The sequence below is a fragment of the Sphingobacterium sp. UGAL515B_05 genome, from assembly GCF_033097525.1.
Taxonomy (GTDB): Bacteria; Bacteroidota; Bacteroidia; order Sphingobacteriales; family Sphingobacteriaceae; genus Sphingobacterium.
Map to the genome: position 1 here is coordinate 738,866 of NZ_CP109907.1, position 15,513 is coordinate 754,378.

The window sequence follows — 15,513 nt, forward strand, 5'->3', positions numbered from 1 at the left end:
TAATTCTATTCGTTTAATGCTTGGATTATCTCCATCTAGTCCCTTCAAACTTTTTTAGCACGTACAATTCTCCCGATCAATTTATAGACCTCAAACCATAACACGGATGCTGTAGCCACAGAGAGCGCTATCCCCAATTCATATCCGCTCAGGGCTGCTACAGCAAAAAATTGGGCGACCGGAGCAACATATAATATCACGACTAAAAATAGAAGTACAGCGATCGAAATACCCACGAGCAGCAAGTTTCGGTTTTTAAAACTTTCAAGGATACTATAGTGAAAAGATCGGTTGGCATAACTCAACAAAATATTGGCAAAGATTAAAGTAGTGAAAACCATAGCCCTCGTTTTTTCCTCAGTTCCCCCCTGCTGAACAGTAAACTGATAAACAAATAGAATCCCTATAGTGATTATCAGGCCTTGAACAATGCTTATTCCGAGCTCATTTATACTTAAAAAAGTGTCGCTCATAGCTCTAGGAGGGCGCTTCATTGTATCCTTTTCAATAGGTTCATTTTCATATACAATCGAGCAGGTGGGCCCCATGACCAATTCGAGGAAGATCACATGCACAGGGCTAAAAATCTGCGGAAATACCCAGCCTAAAAACAAAGGTAGTGATACGGTCAAAATAATGGGGATATGAATAGAAATGATGTATTGAACCGCCTTCTTGATGTTTGCGTAAATCCTTCTTCCGGCCGCTATACCAATGATTAACTTTTGTAGATCGTCATTTGTGATAATCAATGCCGCGGCTGATTTTGCTATTTCAGTACCTTTATTGCCCATAGCAACGCCAATGTGGGCTGCTTTTAAGGCTGGACCATCATTTACTCCATCACCAAGCATCGCCACAACCTCGCCTTTCTTTTTAAGGGCATTTACAACGGCTAATTTAGCATCCGGAAACATTCTGGTAAATAAAGTTGTTTGCTCCGCTATCGCCATAATTTCAGCCTCGGATCTATTTACGATTTCACTGCCATTGATCGGCGGAGTCAAAATACGAATTCCGCCCTGAGCCGCTATTGCTTTAGTCGTATCGGCATTGTCGCCAGTAATTACTTTGACTTTAATCCCGGCATCATAAATATCTTGGAACACTTCCTGGATACCCTTTTTGGGAGGATCATAAAATACGGTCAACCCTAAAAATTGGAACTCAAAATCCTGTTGCTTCGCGGGGAAATTATTGCCTTCGAATTTCGCTTTCCCCACACCCAATAGACGAAAGCCCTGCTCTCCATAGGATTTAACAATAGCCCTAATTTTATCTTTCTCACTATCGGGCAGCTTCGATACGCTAAGTATAGCCTCCGGTGCCCCTTTGGCAGCAATAATCCGATCTTTTCCTGTATTTTCGAAAAGATGGGTCATCATCGGCGGTTTACCATCTAAAGGATATTCATGAAATAATGCATATTCCTTTCTGAGGTCCTGATTTTGCGTTTTTTCATATATTTTATGCAACGTAATTTCCATAGGGTCAAAAGGCACAGGCTCACTGCTCCACATCGCATAATCGATAAGCTCTCTTAAATCGGATTTTTCAAACCTTTCTTGATCATAAGAGGAATCCGTAGCATAATTGTAGAGGTATTTCAATTGCATGGAATTCTCTGTAATGGTCCCGGTCTTATCTGTGCAAATCACCGTTGTACTGCCCAAAGTTTCAACAATACTGCTTCTTTTAATGATAATCCCCTCCCGCATGAGTTTCCATGCGCCAAGCGCCATAAAAGTCGTAAACGCAACAGGAATCTCTTCCGGCAATACAGACATGGCCAAAGTAAGTCCATTGAGCAAGCTCGCCACTAAATTACCACTGTCAATAAAACTGTATACACATACGATTAAAAAAATTAGGATACCGACAATGGCCATTGCTTTTACAAACTTTTGGATTTGCACCTGCAAGGGTGAAATTTCTTCCTTGATATTTTTGATCGATTCCCCTATTTTCCCAACACGGGTCTCTTTACCGATTTCAGTAACTTCAAACACAGCCAGGCCTGAGACCGTAACCGTCCCGCCGTAGACCAGATTATCTTCAGATTTACTGTCCTTAAAGACGGAAAAACTCTCCCCCGTCAACGAAGATTCATTAACAGAAAAATCGTTACTGTGTAGAATACGACCATCAGCGTTTATAATTCGACCTTCCTCAGTAATACAGAGATCCCCCACAACTATCTCATGTGTTGGAATTTCACTGACCTTCCCATCTCGAATCACGGTGCTTAATGGTTCATTCAGCTTTTCCAATTCCTCCAGCGCTTTTTTGCTACGATTATCCTGATAAAAAGAAATTGCCGTAACAGCAACAATAGCGACAAACATAAATACAGCCTCTCCGTAATTCCCCACAAAAACATAAATCATCGAGATGATAATCAACAGAATCAGCATAGGCTCCTTCAAAATATCCACAAGCAGTTCAAACCAGGTATTCTTGTGATTATCGCTCAATTGATTCCAACCATATTTAGCGCGAGAGGCATTAACCTCAGCAGCGGAAAGACCTTTCAGATTATCGGGAATATTATATGACATATCGAATGAACTAGGTTACCTAAATATAATGAATAATTCTTGTATTCAGGAGTTAAAATCATCTGTCAACGATCATCTCCTTCGCACGTAACATCATGTTACAATCTCTTATTTGCAGTTTTTATTTTTTGCAAAAAAGAAAGGCTACATAACTTATAAACAATATATTAGCATAAAATTTACCTGCTAATACCTTTCTTCTATTGAATATTTCTATTACAATCCTATATTTGCGCAGAAATTCATTTGGGACTTTGAATTTCATATTAGCCAAAAGCAATTTTACGATCATTTTTCCAATAATGCCAAGACAGCTTCTTGCGATTGAAGTCCTTCTTTGCTACCTATGTTTTCAGATCATGTAAAACAGAAGCTGAAAACTAAACATATTGTAAAATATTTCTGTACCTATCGTTAGATATGGAATAGCATCTAAACTTGTTATGGTCTTTATAGTAGTATATTAATAATAAAAATAAGATGGTCATCTTAATTGCAGAAGATAATGAGTTGATATTACGGACAGTTCAATACAAACTGATCAAGGCAGGTCACGAGGTTATCACTACCACCAATGGAAAAGATGCAATTGAAAAGCTCAATACAATGGATCTCGATCTGATCATTACCGATATTATGATGCCATTTGCTTCGGGGATAGAAGTCCTTACTTCCATAAAAAAACTCGAGAAAAAAATTCCCGTTATTGTACTTTCCAACATGGGACAAGAGGAAGTCGTCATTGAAGCTTTTGATCTTGGTGCGTCAGATTTTATGGTGAAGCCGTTTAGTCCGGAAGAGCTCCTGTTGCGGGTCAAACGACTGACGATCAATAATCGCAACTAAATCTTTCAGGGATTGCCTATACGAAAGGACGTGTAGCTGTCTTTATTGAAACACTGTCTTTATTGACTAAATCCATTTCTTCAATAATTTAAAAACTTTGCTCTTTTTAGCATAGGGTGGATAAATCAATGTAGAAAACGAAAGTTTAGATTGAAACATGACAGCCCTTTCATGTGAAAATGCCTTAAAGCCAAACTGCCCATGACAACTGCCCACGCCACTGCCATTGACACCACCAAAAGGCAAATGCGGGTTGGAAACGTGAATCAAAACATCATTCACACAAGCACCGCCTGAGGACACCTGCTTGAGGATGTATTGAATATTAGATTTGTTATTGCTAAATACATACAAAGCTAAAGGTTTTTCAGCACGATTAATGAGTGCTAGCGCCTCTTCTAGGTCTTGATAGGTTACTACGGGAAGTATAGGACCAAATATTTCTTCCTGCATAATTGGATTGTCAGCCTTTACATCGATCAACAATGCCGGACTTAATGTCAGATCATCGGCCAACAGTCCCCCTTCAAGTAATTTTGCTCCGCATGCTGTTGCCTTGGCGATTAATGAAACAAGACGATTAGCGTGCTTTTCGTTAATGATCTTTGCATAAACTGTTCGATCCAGCTGCCCATCTTCCGTAAAAAACATACTTTTAACCGCTTTTAGATAATAGTTTACAAATTCATCTTGCTTATCCTTAGGCAAAAGAACATAATCTGGCGCAATGCAGGTTTGCCCTGCATTGATTAATTTTCCCCAAGCAACTTTATGGGCAGTCATTTCCAAATCTGCTGTCTCATCTAATATAACGGGTGATTTTCCTCCAAGCTCCAAGGTTACAGAACTGAGATTGCGGGAGGCAGCCTGCATAACCAGTTTACCTACCGCCGGACTCCCGGTGAAGAATATATGATCAAAGGGAAGCGCCAATAGTGCCTCGGAAACACGCTGTTCACCTTCAATACAGGCCACTTCCCGTTGGTCAAATCCTTTGGTCAAAATCTCGCCAATAACTGCAGACGTGAATGGACTATGTTCTGAGGGCTTTAAAATCACACAATTGCCTGCCGCAATAGCTGAAATCAATGGGCTCATTGTGAGCTGAAAAGGGTAGTTCCAAGGCGATATAATGAGTGCCGTACCTTTAGGCTGGTAGGTAATTGTGCTCTTAGCAAGAAAATTGGTTATCGAACGGCCAACCTGTCTAGGCTTCATCCATTTTCGTAAATGTCGTATTGCAAATGCTATTTCACCGTAAATAAATAATACTTCGCTTATAGCGGCTTCACTTCGTGACTTCCGTAAATCTTTTTCGAGCGCCGCATAGATTAAATCTTCATGACTCTCAATAAGCGCTCTTAACTTGTAAAGTTTCTTTATACGTTCCTCTGCACTGCTAGACCGTAATTCATATTTAAAAAGCTGCTGCTGTTCAAATATTAAACCTATCTGATCCGTTAACTTCTCTTTGTTCATACCAATTGAAGATCAATATTACTATTTTTTTGATGGCATATTATCGATCCATTGGCGAATCAGATCCACACCTTCTTTATGTATTATACTTCTGGCCAACTCCGGCATCGCTGTACCGGGTTCCACACTGTTCATCCGATAAAGCAGGATAGAATGCTTGGCATCTCCTGGAATTACATCAAAATCCAAGCCACCTGCTCCACCTCCAGCTGAAACAGGAGCTTTATCAATACCAAGGTGGGAAGGAATTTTCACATCATAATCCAGGAAAAGCCCTGTATTGTAAGCGTCTCCCCCTTTGGTATGGCAATGCGCACAGTTCACATCTAAATAGGCTCTTGCCCGTTGTTCCAAACTGAATCTGTTTTCATCGGTCCATATAGGCAATTGCGGTACTTTCTTTAGCTCAGGCATATTGGACACCCGGCCAAGGGAAAGCCATTTGGCTAGTTGATTGATCGAATCACCTAATCGCACAAAATTGAGGTTTCGGGCCTTTGGACCTATGGGCATCAGCTTGGAGCTATTGTTATGACAGCGCTTGCAATCGTTGGTGTTGGGTACCATATAGTTTGTCCTATGCGTATTGCCCGCATTATCTAGCAATGTAATCGGTAGTTTAGCACCACGAATATGTTTAATCGCATCGGTCTGCCCATCATTCCACAGATAATTCATCACTTTCCAGGCATGATCAGCTGGATCCTTCACCAGCAAGCGCGTCTCTATCAACACTTTTTGCCTTTTTTCATTTATGTAGGAGAAATTCTTTATAATAATGGTTGAGTCGGGAAAATCTAACGGACCATGTTCTGTATAGCCTATTTTCCCTCCTTTTGGCAAGACAATAAAGCGGTCTTTAACGGCATAATCAGAAAATAGAGGCGTGCTTAGGTCGTAGCCCAAGATATCAGCTCTTGCTATTAATTGATTTATTTTTCCAGTAAAAAAGCCGTATTCGGACAATCGTTCTTTAAATTCAAAAGATACAACCCCATGGTCTGATGATTTATTTTGCCCCTGCCGACAGCTCTGTTGCAGCATAAGCAGGATCACACTCAATATTCCGGTACAGACGAAGGTAAATTTTGTTGGTTTCACAGCTATTTGCATTGAAAAGGTTGTACATTACTTGAGGGTTTCCACATCGTTGGTTGACCTGCGTGACTAAAATCTGCCGCTACAAACATATTCTCACCCGGCTGATTGATACAGATAGAATCCGGGTTTTGAGTATGACCGTTCGTGATCACATTACTGGTAATACCGTCATACAATATGGCAGGAATCCGCTTATTTTTCCGATCCGGCTCAACGCTATTTAACTGGGCTTCGGTAGCAATAATCAATTGACCGATACGATGCTCATAAGCTGCCTGCGGGAATTTATCCCCCATCTTAATGGTATTTTTATAAATTTTAACATGTGTGGGTATGGGGGAGTAATTTGCATTGATGCGTTCTCCAGCTTTTTCATCGACAGCAAAACCTGAAGCGATCGTAATCGCAGACGTGTTATTTTGTTCGATAACATTATCGTAAATTTCAATATTTGATGTAGAAAGAATAATGATACCACTTCCCGGTGATGCATTCCCTACTCCCCAAAAAGTTCCGAAACTCCCACCTTTGGCAAAATTTTTAAAATTATTAGCATAGATTTTATTGCGATATGCCTTTACCCTTCCACCGCGCTGTGAAAGTTCAGGCAGATCAAAAATCAGAAATCCGGCTGTATTTCCATAAAATTCATTATCGTAAACTTCAGCATCTGTTGTATTTTCAATTTCACAACCAGCCACATTTTTCGCCGCTTTGCATTTCCGTACAATGACACCCTTTGTCTGTCCTACATAGATACCTGCATCTGAAGCCCCTTCGGCATAACAATTCTCAACAAGCACATTTTTACAGAGCACAGGATAAATCCCATATCCGCCACTTGTAGAATCGGCCGAGCTCCATATACTATGAAGATTTGAGATGATAACGTCTTGGCTATTGTTTATCTTCAATAGATCTCCTTTTGAATCACGAATGGTCATATTCCCAATCGCTAAACCTTTCACATCAGTAACCCGGATTCCCTCTCCTCCCTGTGTCTGACTGGAAAAATCAATAATTGTCTTATCATAGCCCTCGCCTTCAATCTTAATATGATTTACTTGCGCAATACTCAGATTATCGAAGGAGTATTTTCCAGCTTTTAGCACGATATTGGTGCTATCTTTAATGGAAAGGAAAGCTTCTTCAATAGCCTCTTCTTGTCCAGGAGTAAACGTAAGGACTTTGTAACTGTCTTTCGATTGGTCGGCACAGCTGTACAGGAAGGAAGCTGTAACCGCAATACCAATCAATTGTTTTAAATATCTTTTCATGGTCTGATTTGTTTAATTTTTGATTAGAAAATATTATAAGCATAAGTGACATAATACACCGCCCCTATACGTGGATTAGCAATTCCTGTAGAATAATACTTGTTTGTGATATTGGTTCCCCCAATACGAATTCCGGATCGAGCCTTAACAAATTTATAGCTCACTTGCGCATCGATCACCGCTGAGCTTGGCACTTGACCTGCGGCAAGTCCTCCAGACACGACATAATAGTACCCCGGTTTATAACGTAAGGAAGTACTAAAAGACCAAACCTGTTTTTTTCCAAAGCCACTATTCGCGAATTCAAGATTAAAGTGATAATGTGGTGTATTGAAATTGTTAATTTGACTATTGTTCTTATTTTTTAGGTAGTCAGAATAATAATTGGCCTTGGTCACAAAATTCCGGCCTAGATCCAAACTAATACTCGCGGCGTATCCGTAGGTATTTACGGTCTCTCCGCCATTAAAAGCGATATTATACTGAACATAGGTCGAATGATCTTTTAAAGCATTGTAATCGTCGCTTCCAGGAGTATTGGCAACATTGGCATAGCCAATAAAATTCTTCCAGGTTGAAAAATACCCCAACACATCGATCATCACCCGCTTGCCCAACATAGCTGCATAGCCCAGTTCGAAAGCATTAACCGACTGCGGCTTAATATCATCAAATTTAAATTTCTGAAGTACGGTTGGATCGTTCGATTGCTGAAATTTCTGCACGCTTTCCAAGGTGTAAGGCGGATAGCGATCAAATTGATAATTATCGATCAACAACAGCGATGAACCGCCGGAGGAATAGCTATTGTAGCCATTTAAAGTATTTTGTAAGGCTTGTATATTAGAGGGGAAACTATACGCATTCTGATAAGAAAGGCGAAGGTAGTTCTGATGAAACAGATCAAACACCAGTGATGCACGCGAAGTTAACTTTGGTTGAGCAAACAACGTATTCTTATCGTAACGGAATGAAGTGGCAATATTAAGGCGATCGTCAAATACTTTTTTGGCGAGTTGCAGGTAAGCACTGTACTCTTTTACATGAATCGGCCTATCCTTATCCGGGAATAAGGTATTTTTTGAATTTAGATTGTACAAACGCCAATTGACACCTGCAATCACCTGCATAAATTTTACAAGATCTGAGAAATTATATTGCGCTTCGGCATTGTATAATTTGCTGCGGTCCAAAAACAGCGTTCCACCCTGCGATATGGGTGTATTGCTGATACTATCTTTTAGTCTATTGAACAGCGGTGTTCCAAGTTCGGCGCGCCCTTGATCGGCTAACGTGCGCGCCGCTAGATGAGCATCTGCGAGCGAAGTACCTGAAGCAAGTGCATTTAAGAGACCAGCAGTATATTCAGGATACCAACCACCTGTCTCGCCATCGTAGCTTGTTTTCCAAGATTCATTGATATATTGTGCTGTCGGCCCTGCAACCAGTGTCCTCCCCGAATTTTCTTGGGTCGTATAGGTTCTGAAAAACCATTTATCCCCACGAAGCTCCAGCCGATATTGCCCTACTTTAAATCCTTTCAGCTGATAACGCGTATCGTTGGTATACACAATATTACCCGTACCAAAAGTGGCTGAAGCTATGGCTTCAATAGTGTTGGAAACCTTGTAACGAAATTCACCATTGATTTTAAAGAGCTTGGCTCTATTATCGAGATAGCCATATTCGGGGTATCCAGTCCGGGCAACATAATTTGGATTTTTCAGTAGGGGCTCGATTAGGGGAGCCAATTCCGGATTTCCCTGAAGTGCACCTTCCAAAAAGGGATTAATATCTGTCGAAGTCGCTCCTCCATACAGGTTAACCCCATTATAGTTTGGATCTGTAAGCGCTGTCCCAGGACCGTTTTTGTTGGTTTCATCGTTCGCTACCCAATCTTTTGCCTGTGTATACTGACCATTGATCTTGAAAGCAATTTTATTCCCCATTTGTTTTGCATAGCGTATAGCCCAATCATAATAGGGTGACGTAGGCACAGGATCATTGTTCTTTTTATGATTGATATGGTTGACCCCTTGAGTCACCAACACGCTTAATCCTTGATATTTAAACGGATTTTTACCTGTGGCAACCATCGTACCATTCAATCCCCTCGACCCATACAAGGCTGAAGATGCTCCAGACAGCACCTCTATATTATCGACATCAAGTTGAGTCAGCCCGATGACCGATCCGAGCGGGAAATTCAGTCCAGGCGCCTGATTATCCATCCCGTCTACGATCTGAGTAAAGTTGGTGTTCCCACTGGTATTGAACCCACGCGTTGTAACACTGGTAAAACCAATACTGGATACGGTAACATCGACTCCTCTCAAGCCTTGAAGCATATCCATGTAATTTAATTGTGCTGCATTACGAATGTCTTTGCTGCTCATTTGCTCAATTGTTACTGGCGCGGATAGTTTACTCTGTACGGTTCTACTTGCAGAAACAACAACCTCCTGTCCCAAAATGGGGGATAAATTCAAAGAAATATGCAATGGAGATGACAGGTTATTCACCAAAACTTCTTTCGATTCATACCCGATAGCGGAAATATACAGCGTAATGGGTAGTGGTCTATTTGTTTTCAGCTGAAAACGCCCTCGATCATCCGTGAAAGTACCTTCCTTTCCGTTTTTTAACTGGATCGAAACTGCATAGGCGGGCTCGGATGTCGAGCTATTGCTGACCTGCCCATTGATGATCTGTTGTGCAGACAAGCTAAATGGCACACAGATACAGAGAATCTGGATTAATAAGGCAATTTTTTTCATGTTTATATTGGTTAGCGTATTATTATCGCTTCAATGCTTCACCTTACCCGCCCAGATTCTCCAAAATGGACAATCGAGAATTATATTCTGAGCCCTCTAAAAATTAGGCTGACTAGAAATTTGGTATCCCGAAGACTTTGTGCATAGTCAATTTCAACCTGCCGCTTCAGTATCGCCTGCTGCTCTGTACTATGTTTCAATGCATTAGCAAAATTTATAAGTACAGAAGCTATATTTTCAGGATCCGTTAGATCCAATTTTTCATGTGCAATGGCCTGTGTAAGGAGCTTAGTAAGAAAAGCTTTCTCTTGCACCATCATTGCATCATATAGTTCAAAAAAACGAGGTAAAATCTTATCAAGTGATTCGACAGACACCCTATTCATATTGAGCACATTGGTATAATAGTTCAATCTCGATTCTAAATAAAAAGAAATCTGATTCTCCACTCCCTTCTTTTTCAATGTACTTTTTTGTAATGTATCAATAAAAGATTGTCCTTCTCGTATTGCTACTTCAATAAAAATATCCTCTTTGTTCTTGTAATAATAATAAAGAGACGTTTTGTTCAATCCCACAGTTTTAGCAATGTCTTCCAAGGTTGTTTTTTCCAATCCATAACGCTCGAAACATTCCATGGCCGCCTGTCCAATTCTTTCTTTGACCTGTTCCTTTTTGTTCATCTAAAATAAAGTTAGTAATATATTTTTCAATTTTCAAACATTTAAATAAAATGTTTGAAAATTGAAAAATAGATCAAGATATAAACCTAACACTGTTAAAAGTCAAACACATACAGACTTAACATGTTACATCAAACATAGATAAATTGATTTTTAAATAAAAGAAGTATGCAATCTTATTCAGGTTTATTCGCTATAAAATTGTCTTTACTGCATTTTTAAGAAGCCCAGTTTTCTTCTCATTACTATCGCTCATTTTGGGATTTCGAGAACATATTGTTACAATTAAATTAACGCAGGAACTGTAAATTTCGCTACTACACACAGTAAGAATACCTTATAACGATAAATTATCCTTTTTCTATTCGAAGGGCCTTATTACTTTTTTTCAATCTGTATGGGGAGACTTTTAATATAACTACGGAATATTACCAGACATCACGATTCGATGCCCGAAGACTTTCCCGAGCATAATTCGCTACTTCATCATTTTCGTCTCCAGTTTTTAAACGTACCTGTAAATTTTCTAGCCAGTCGACTAAAGCCTCTAAAGCCGTTTCACCGTTTCCGAAAATGCCTTGATGCGGATCGGGTCCTAGTAAACACCAATAGGACGTTTCTTCTCTAAATACAACGGGACGTAGCTCACGAATTTCAAAAGGTAATTCTTCTGAATCAAAATCCAATGGTACAATTTTATCTTCAGCTATTTTCATCTGTTCCATAACCCATTTCTACTTTTTTTAAATCTTCCTCTGCCAGGTAAGCAGCTCCTTCAACAGATATGTTTTTGGTCCCCCATCTGCTGTATCATCAGCAAACTGTTTTAAAAATTCCTGTAGATCGCCTTCGACTTTTATTAATTTTCCATCTTGAAGAACATCATAGCCCGCTGCAATCCATTCTTCAATCCTTTCCGTATTAATTTGTAGTTTCTCCATCTGCTGTATTTTGTAGTATTTTAAATGCTGCCTCTTATAACATTTAATAACACCGCATCGATTAAAATTATAATAGCCATCAATAAAAATAGCCTGAGCACTATCAAAGCTTAAAAAAGCAGCTCTCTATAATAAGAACAATACTTTAATATAATAGTTGATTTTTTTTTAGATTATCCATAAAAAAAATCTATTAAAAAAGAGGTAGTTACATATCATTTATTGTTTATCAAAATGTTAAAAAAATCTTTGGCAAACTATTTGTTTCAACAGCGAAAGCTTTCTAATCGGAAACACACAACTTATATTTTTTTAAATTATCATGAAAAAAGCAATTCTACCTTTTCTAACACTTTTTACGCTACTATTTGCTGCTCATCAGCAAGCAAACGCGCAAACTCCTTATCGCACAGCCATTGGTCTTGGCATAGATGTAGGTGATGGTCAAACCCTGTTCGGTCCACAGATAAAACACAATTTTGGTGGAAATGATGCTGGAAATGCACAAGTATTATTTGGAGACAATATTACTGTTATCGGCGTAGATTATTCATACAACAAACGTATTCCTGGATCGCGTGGTCTTTCATGGTATATTGGAGTTGGTCCACAAGTATCATTTATTGATTATGGTAAATGGCACGACGACTGGTATGACGATTACCATTGGAAAGATGGAAAAACACATACTGATTTTGCAATCCGTCCAGCCTTGGGCCTAGAGTTCAAAATTCCGTCTGCACCATTAGCCATGCATTTCGACTGGAAACCATGGTGGAATCTTTCTCATGGCTCCAATTTCGAGCCATCGCGTTTTTCGTTAGGATTTAAATTCGTTTTGAAATAGCATAACGCAAGTACAAAAACAAGAATCCTGCTCATCATCCATATGGCAGGATTTTTTGTTTTCAAAACTGCGATTTCACCAATTCTTGATTACTTAGGCTAGACCTGAAATCAGTATAGCGCTTATCCTTCAATTTGATACGTGATCGGTTGCCCGGTAGCAATCTCCCTTTCCAATATCTGTTCCGGAGAAAGATTTTCCAAAAACATGATCAGTGCCCGTAGGCTATTGCCATGCGCAACGATAAGTACATTTTTACCTTCTTTCAGTTTGGGCAGTATAAAACCTTCGTAATATGGAATAACACGTTCGTATGTATCTTTTAGGCTTTCACCCCCAGGCGGAGGAACATCAAAAGATCTTCGCCAGATATGCACTTGTTCAGCGCCATATTTTTCCGCCGTTTCGGCTTTGTTCAATCCTTCGAGCTTTCCATAACCACGCTCATTTAAAGCAGCATTGATAACAATGGAAATGTGAGGATTACCCATTTCATGCAAAATAATCTCTAACGTATGCTGCGCTCTGATAAGCGTCGATGTATATGCTATATCAATCGGCTCATTTGCCAGCGCCAAGCCCGCCTGCCGAGCTTCCTGTTGTCCCAATTCGGTAATATCAATATCCTGCCAGCCCGTAAAGCGATTTTCTAAATTCCATTGTGACTGTCCATGTCGGACCAAAAAAAGTTTTGCCATTAGTTATTCAAAGTTTACCCAAACTGTTTATCTTTATTTATCTAAATGTTTAATACAATATACTCAATTTTGTTTTATTAATGCCATTGCCGTGCTCCTGAAATATCTATTGCTATACCGCAAATTCTTATCTTATATACACACTGCAACACCAACTAATTAGCCTTCTATTTATTGTTTACATGGCATAAAAACACCTTTTTCATTCTTTCAAAAAATTTACGTTCCCAAAAGACGTCTATTAGCGGCAGATTATTGATGCAAAACCAAGCAATCGCCAGCAAAAAAAAATTTTTTATTATCTTAGATAAGATAAATCGAACAAGAAACAACTTGTTTTTTCATTAACTATAGTTCACATATATGAAATTATATGCCTTTGTTTTGGGAGTAGGCCTACTTCCAGCCGTAGGATTATGTCAAAAGACCGTCAGTCCGGGTAGCAGCGATATCAATACCAACTATATAAAACCAGAAAAATCACTGTATACAGTCTATTATGTCAAAGATAACACTTGGGACAAACAAGGATCATTGACCTACGATATTGTAGCGGCCAACAATCAGCTGACTTTAACCAATACTTATGTTCCGAAAGACAATGCCTGGACTTCGATCCGCACCACTGTCGCTGACGCAAAAACACTTCGGTCTATCAGCTATTCCAGCGATGGCAAAGAAACAAAAGTAAGCCTCAACTTTGGGGAAACAATTACAGGCAATTATTATTCGAAGAAAACTAAAAAGGAAAAAAAGATCAACTTACAGCCAACTAGACCTTTTGTAGATTTTAACTGGACAGATCATCTGATTTCAACTCTACCTTTAGATCTAGGGTATAAAGCGCGCATCCCGCAATTTTATTACAATAGTGATTCCGACATTTTTGTCGAAGACTATACCATCAAGGAAGTAAAAAGCTACAGTTATGGTTCCCCAAAAACGGGCAAACACGATAGTTGGCTGGTTACACTTTTAGAAGAAAGTACCGGAGCCATATACAATTACGTCGTCGACAAGAAGGATCGCCGATTATGGCAAAGGGAAATGTCCATGGGAAACGGCAAATGGGAAATTACCGTAAACGAGGAACTGGACTATCAACCTATTAAAAATAGATTCAACAAAGAACAGTCTGCACAACAGATTTCTCAAGGGAAAAGTGTTATTATCGGGACGGCTTACGCACGATCTAGCTCCGGAAAAAAACTTGGCGGGCTCGTGAATACTGCTAAAAAGCAATATGCTCCAAAAGGAACAGAAATTACGCTGTTTGCCAACTCTGCTTATTATGAAGAATGGCTGGAAGTCAATAAAAAGATCCGAAAACAAAAAAAGGTCCAGGAAGTTCCATTAGATCCTGATTTTGGCTATGCGGTTAAAAAAGCAAAAGTGTATGATGATGAGGGGCATTTCGAGTTTGCAGATCTCATGCCAGGCGCATACGTGATCATGGCCAGCTTCGATTTCACCAATTCATACAACTACTCCTATGTGTCGGGCTACACCAATTATTATAACTATTGGGGGTATACAGGTTCAACGACAAATTATGGTACCGCAAAATCATCTTATGTCGACAAAGCTAATATTGAAAAACATGTCACCATTGACAAAGACGGTGAGAAGAAAGAGGTAAATTTAAAAGAAATGTAATCAAAAAAATGCTGTTAAACCGCTTTGCTTAACGGCATTTTTTGTGCTTTTTGAAACATATTGATAAGACGAGAAAATCTTCGATCCTTCATTTACCGATCCCTCTACTTTTTACGAAGTTCGATATAACGATCTATGCTAATAGGAAAGTTATCAGCTGTACGGAGTAAAAAACAAGCAGCCGCTCCTACCCAGACCGAATAATCAAACGTCGATTTAATCCCTAACGATAAGGTCATCACCATCGCAAAGCTAATCAGTAAAATCCCGGCAATTAGTGCGCTAAAACGCAGCTTATAGCCGATCAACAACAGGATAGCTAAGATAACCTCCAATAATGTCGCGCCGATAGCTAGTATATTACCGAAGGATACTGGCACAAAAAAATTGAGGGTATTTGAATAGGCTACAAAATTGGCCCAATTTCCCCAAGAAACATGTGATGCGCCCGGCGCCCCCCATAGACCCAAACGATCTGCAACAGCAGACAAAAATGCTGTTGATACAGCTATACGTGCAAAAAGTTGATTATACATGGTGTAAATTATATAAATATGGTATAAACGATATGAATCAAATTTAAGCGAACAAAAACAGTCCAAACTTAAACCAGTTTAAGAAATTTTGCACAGCCAGCCCATATTGACTCT

Annotated in this window: 13 protein-coding genes; 3 read left to right on the plus strand and 10 right to left on the minus strand. The window is 39.4% G+C overall.

Features of this window, described 5'->3' with window-relative positions; all coding sequences use genetic code 11:
- Positions 1-44: 44 nt before the first annotated feature.
- Positions 45-2,558, minus strand: a complete 2,514-nt coding sequence (locus OK025_RS02915) for a cation-translocating P-type ATPase (RefSeq protein WP_317668280.1) — start codon at positions 2,556-2,558, stop codon at positions 45-47.
- Between the two features lie 480 nt (positions 2,559-3,038).
- Between OK025_RS02915 and OK025_RS02920 the strand changes: the two genes are divergently transcribed.
- A complete protein-coding gene (locus tag OK025_RS02920; protein ID WP_317668281.1) occupies positions 3,039-3,404 on the plus strand; it encodes a response regulator in 366 nt (121 codons plus the stop codon).
- Between the two features lie 66 nt (positions 3,405-3,470).
- Here the strand turns inward: OK025_RS02920 and OK025_RS02925 are convergent, their stop codons facing one another.
- From OK025_RS02925 to OK025_RS02955, 7 genes are all read right to left on the minus strand, one after another.
- The gene (locus tag OK025_RS02925; protein ID WP_317668282.1) at positions 3,471-4,883 is read right to left on the minus strand and encodes an aldehyde dehydrogenase family protein; all 1,413 of its coding nucleotides are present in this window, start codon (positions 4,881-4,883) and stop codon (positions 3,471-3,473) included.
- Positions 4,884-4,904: 21 nt separating this feature from the next.
- On the minus strand, positions 4,905-5,984 hold the full coding sequence (locus OK025_RS02930; protein WP_317668283.1) for an SO2930 family diheme c-type cytochrome: 1,080 nt from the start codon (positions 5,982-5,984) through the stop codon (positions 4,905-4,907).
- Positions 5,985-5,986: 2 nt separating this feature from the next.
- The gene (locus OK025_RS02935; protein ID WP_317668284.1) at positions 5,987-7,261 is read right to left on the minus strand and encodes a parallel beta-helix domain-containing protein; all 1,275 of its coding nucleotides are present in this window, start codon (positions 7,259-7,261) and stop codon (positions 5,987-5,989) included.
- A 23-nt stretch (positions 7,262-7,284) separates the two neighbouring features.
- Positions 7,285-10,038: a TonB-dependent receptor gene (locus OK025_RS02940; protein ID WP_317668285.1), complete on the minus strand. Its 2,754-nt coding sequence runs from the start codon at positions 10,036-10,038 to the stop codon at positions 7,285-7,287.
- An 80-nt stretch (positions 10,039-10,118) separates the two neighbouring features.
- On the minus strand, positions 10,119-10,721 hold the full coding sequence (locus OK025_RS02945; RefSeq protein ID WP_120335275.1) for a TetR/AcrR family transcriptional regulator: 603 nt from the start codon (positions 10,719-10,721) through the stop codon (positions 10,119-10,121).
- 428 nt (positions 10,722-11,149) lie between these two features.
- The gene (locus tag OK025_RS02950) at positions 11,150-11,446 is read right to left on the minus strand and encodes a hypothetical protein (RefSeq protein ID WP_317668286.1); all 297 of its coding nucleotides are present in this window, start codon (positions 11,444-11,446) and stop codon (positions 11,150-11,152) included.
- 18 nt (positions 11,447-11,464) lie between these two features.
- Positions 11,465-11,662 (minus strand): hypothetical protein, encoded by a 198-nt coding sequence (locus tag OK025_RS02955; protein WP_317668287.1) that lies wholly within the window; start codon positions 11,660-11,662, stop codon positions 11,465-11,467.
- A 322-nt stretch (positions 11,663-11,984) separates the two neighbouring features.
- On the opposite strand from OK025_RS02955, the gene OK025_RS02960 reads away from it, so the two are divergent.
- Positions 11,985-12,509 carry a hypothetical protein gene (locus OK025_RS02960; protein ID WP_317668288.1) on the plus strand — a complete coding sequence of 175 codons (525 nt, stop codon included), beginning with the start codon at positions 11,985-11,987 and terminating at the stop codon, positions 12,507-12,509.
- Positions 12,510-12,631: 122 nt separating this feature from the next.
- Here OK025_RS02960 and OK025_RS02965 read toward each other — a convergent pair whose 3' ends face one another.
- Positions 12,632-13,207, minus strand: a complete 576-nt coding sequence (locus OK025_RS02965) for a 2,3-bisphosphoglycerate-dependent phosphoglycerate mutase (RefSeq protein WP_317668289.1) — start codon at positions 13,205-13,207, stop codon at positions 12,632-12,634.
- 363 nt (positions 13,208-13,570) lie between these two features.
- Here OK025_RS02965 and OK025_RS02970 point away from each other — a divergent pair, with 363 nt between their 5' ends.
- Positions 13,571-14,863, plus strand: a complete 1,293-nt coding sequence (locus OK025_RS02970; RefSeq protein ID WP_317668290.1) for a hypothetical protein — start codon at positions 13,571-13,573, stop codon at positions 14,861-14,863.
- A gap of 104 nt (positions 14,864-14,967) precedes the next feature.
- Here OK025_RS02970 and OK025_RS02975 read toward each other — a convergent pair whose 3' ends face one another.
- Positions 14,968-15,399, minus strand: a complete 432-nt coding sequence (locus OK025_RS02975; protein WP_317668291.1) for a DoxX family membrane protein — start codon at positions 15,397-15,399, stop codon at positions 14,968-14,970.
- Positions 15,400-15,513 lie beyond the last annotated feature (114 nt).

Bases quoted from the DNA above. Each gene is read 5' to 3' on its own strand.
- OK025_RS02960 (WP_317668288.1), top strand. From the start codon at position 11,985: ATGAAAAAAGCAATTCTACCTTTTCTAACACTTTTTACGCTACTATTT.
- OK025_RS02955 (WP_317668287.1), bottom strand. From the start codon at position 11,662: ATGGAGAAACTACAAATTAATACGGAAAGGATTGAAGAATGGATTGCA.
- OK025_RS02970 (WP_317668290.1), top strand. From the start codon at position 13,571: ATGAAATTATATGCCTTTGTTTTGGGAGTAGGCCTACTTCCAGCCGTA.
- OK025_RS02965 (WP_317668289.1), bottom strand. From the start codon at position 13,207: ATGGCAAAACTTTTTTTGGTCCGACATGGACAGTCACAATGGAATTTA.
- OK025_RS02950 (WP_317668286.1), bottom strand. From the start codon at position 11,446: ATGGAACAGATGAAAATAGCTGAAGATAAAATTGTACCATTGGATTTT.
- OK025_RS02925 (WP_317668282.1), bottom strand. From the start codon at position 4,883: ATGAACAAAGAGAAGTTAACGGATCAGATAGGTTTAATATTTGAACAG.
- OK025_RS02915 (WP_317668280.1), bottom strand. From the start codon at position 2,558: ATGTCATATAATATTCCCGATAATCTGAAAGGTCTTTCCGCTGCTGAG.
- OK025_RS02975 (WP_317668291.1), bottom strand. From the start codon at position 15,399: ATGTATAATCAACTTTTTGCACGTATAGCTGTATCAACAGCATTTTTG.
- OK025_RS02935 (WP_317668284.1), bottom strand. From the start codon at position 7,261: ATGAAAAGATATTTAAAACAATTGATTGGTATTGCGGTTACAGCTTCC.
- OK025_RS02920 (WP_317668281.1), top strand. From the start codon at position 3,039: ATGGTCATCTTAATTGCAGAAGATAATGAGTTGATATTACGGACAGTT.
- OK025_RS02945 (WP_120335275.1), bottom strand. From the start codon at position 10,721: ATGAACAAAAAGGAACAGGTCAAAGAAAGAATTGGACAGGCGGCCATG.
- OK025_RS02940 (WP_317668285.1), bottom strand. From the start codon at position 10,038: ATGAAAAAAATTGCCTTATTAATCCAGATTCTCTGTATCTGTGTGCCA.